Genomic DNA, 3,009 nt, shown 5'->3' on the forward strand with positions numbered 1-3,009 from the left:
GTCCTGATGCGATCGTTGGGTGCTGACCGCACCTTCGTCGAGACAATGCGAAGCTGGTCTTTTCAAATATGACCGTCGATCCATTTGGCCAGGTGGCGCAAGCTGCCGGGGCAAATTCCCGCAAGGGTGACCTCTGCCGAGGGGTGGGCATCGACGATGAGAACGATCAAGTGTCTTAAGGGCATTCGGTGGATGCCTTGGCGCTAAGAGGCGACGAAGGACGTGATACGCTGCGATAAGCTTCGGGGAGCTGCGAATGAGCTTTGATCCGGAGATTTCCGAATGGGGAAACCCACCTTCGAAGACTGGAACTCCGAGGTTTCGACCTCGGAAGGGCTTCGGCCCAACGAGGTTTAGGCTTCGGATTTCCAGTTTTCAGATGAAGGTATTTAACCCTGAATACATAGGGGTTAAAAGCTAACCCGGGGAACTGAAACATCTAAGTACCCGGAGGAAAGGACATCAACAGAGACTCCGCTAGTAGTGGCGAGCGAACGCGGACTAGGCCAGTGGCGAATGCAAGACAAGTGGAACCGGTCAGGAAAGCCGGGCCTCAGAGGGTGATAGCCCCGTACACGTAATGCGAACATTCGTCCTCGAGTAAGGCGGGACACGTGAAATCCTGTCTGAACATGGGGGGACCACCCTCCAAGCCTAAGTACTCCTTAGCGACCGATAGCGAACCAGTACCGTGAGGGAAAGGTGAAAAGCACCCCGACGAGGGGAGTGAAACAGTTCCTGAAACCGGATGCCTACAAACAGTGGGAGCTCAAGGTTCGTCCTGAGTGACCGCGTACCTTTTGTATAATGGGTCAGCGACTTAGTCTGGCGAGCAAGCTTAAGCCGATAGGCGTAGGCGCAGCGAAAGCGAGTCTGAACAGGGCGTTCAGTTCGTCGGATTAGACCCGAAGCCGGGTGATCTAGCCATGAGCAGGTTGAAGGTGGGGTAACACCCACTGGAGGACCGAACCGGTGCCTGTTGAAAAAGTCTCGGATGACTTGTGGCTAGGGGTGAAAGGCCAACCAAACCCGGAAATAGCTGGTTCTCCGCGAAAGCTATTTAGGTAGCGCCTCGTGCGAATACTCCTGGGGGTAGAGCACTGGAAGGGCTAGGGGGTCCCACAGACCTACCAAACCTTACCAAACTCCGAATACCAGGAAGTACTACACGGGAGACACACGGCGGGTGCTAACGTCCGTCGTGGAGAGGGAAACAACCCTGACTAACAGCTAAGGCCCCCAAGTCGTGGCTAAGTGTGAAAGGATGTGAGAGTCCGAAAACAACCAGGAGGTTGGCTTAGAAGCAGCCATCCTTTAAAGAAAGCGTAACAGCTCACTGGTCTAGGATTCTTGCGCCGAAAATGTATCGGGGCTCAAGCCACGCGCCGAAGCTTTAGGTTTGCACTTTGTGCAAGCGGTAGCGGAGCGTTCCGTAAGCCTGCGAAGGGACAGTCGTGAGACATCCTGGAGGTATCGGAAGTGCGAATGCTGACATGAGTAACGACAAACAGTGTGAAAGACACTGTCGCCGAAAGTCCAAGGGTTCCTGCGTAAAGCTAATCTGCGCAGGGTTAGCCGGCCCCTAAGGCGAGGCCGAAAGGCGTAGTCGATGGGAACCACGTGAATATTCGTGGGCCAGTGGGTGTGTGACGTATCCGGCAGATGGTTCGAGATTATTGGATTTCTCGGGCAATTCATGGGTACCAGGAAATAGCCCCCACATAGACCGTACCCGAAACCGACACAGGTGGACTGGTAGAGTATACCAAGGCGCTTGAGAGAACTATGCTGAAGGAACTCGGCAATTTACCTCCGTAACTTCGGGATAAGGAGGCCTCGGGCTTGGGCAACCAGGTTCGAGGGGCACAGACCAGGGGGTGGCGACTGTTTAGCAAAAACACAGGGCTCTGCGAAATCGCAAGATGACGTATAGGGTCTGACGCCTGCCCGGTGCCGGAAGGTTAAGAGGAGAGGTGCAAGCTTTGAATCGAAGCCCCGGTAAACGGCGGCCGTAACTATAACGGTCCTAAGGTAGCGAAATTCCTTGTCGGGTAAGTTCCGACCTGCACGAATGGCGTAACGACTTCCCCGCTGTCTCCAGCATAGACTCAGTGAAATTGAATTCCCCGTGAAGATGCGGGGTTCCTGCGGTCAGACGGAAAGACCCCGTGCACCTTTACTGTAGCTTTGCACTGGCATTCGTGTTTGCATGTGTAGGATAGGTGGTAGACGTTGAACCGAGGGCGCCAGCTCTCGTGGAGTCACCCTTGAAATACCACCCTTGGAAATATGAATGTCTAACCGCGGCCCGTCATCCGGGTCCGGGACAGTGCATGGTGGGCAGTTTGACTGGGGCGGTCGCCTCCCAAAGAGTAACGGAGGCGCGCGATGGTGGGCTCAGAGCGGTCGGAAATCGCTCGTTGAGTGCAATGGCATAAGCCTGCCTGACTGCGAGACTGACAAGTCGAGCAGAGACGAAAGTCGGCCATAGTGATCCGGTGGTCCCTCGTGGACGGGCCATCGCTCAACGGATAAAAGGTACGCCGGGGATAACAGGCTGATGATTCCCAAGAGTCCATATCGACGGAATCGTTTGGCACCTCGATGTCGGCTCATCACATCCTGGGGCTGGAGCAGGTCCCAAGGGTTCGGCTGTTCGCCGATTAAAGTGGTACGTGAGCTGGGTTCAGAACGTCGTGAGACAGTTCGGTCCCTATCTGCCGTGGGTGTAGGATTATTGAGAGGATTTGTCCCTAGTACGAGAGGACCGGGATGAACGTACCTCTGGTGGAGCTGTTGTGGCGCCAGCCGCAGTGCAGCGTAGCTATGTACGGTCGGGATAACCGCTGAAAGCATCTAAGCGGGAAACCCACCTCAAAACGAGTAATCCCTTGAGAGCCGTGGAAGACCACCACGTTGATAGGCCGGGTGTGTAAGCGTGGCGACACGTTCAGCTTACCGGTACTAATAGCTCGATTGGCTTGATCGTTCTCATCCTCAATGTTCACC

General features: G+C 55.0%; 1 rRNA gene. It reads left to right on the forward strand.

What is annotated here, in order from left to right:
• Positions 1–164: 164 nt before the first annotated feature.
• Positions 165–2,989, forward strand: a 23S ribosomal RNA gene (locus tag FBQ73_RS11810).
• Positions 2,990–3,009: the final 20 nt, after the last annotated feature.

The organism is Xanthobacter autotrophicus (assembly GCF_005871085.1).
Taxonomy (GTDB): Bacteria; Pseudomonadota; Alphaproteobacteria; order Rhizobiales; family Xanthobacteraceae; genus Xanthobacter; species Xanthobacter autotrophicus.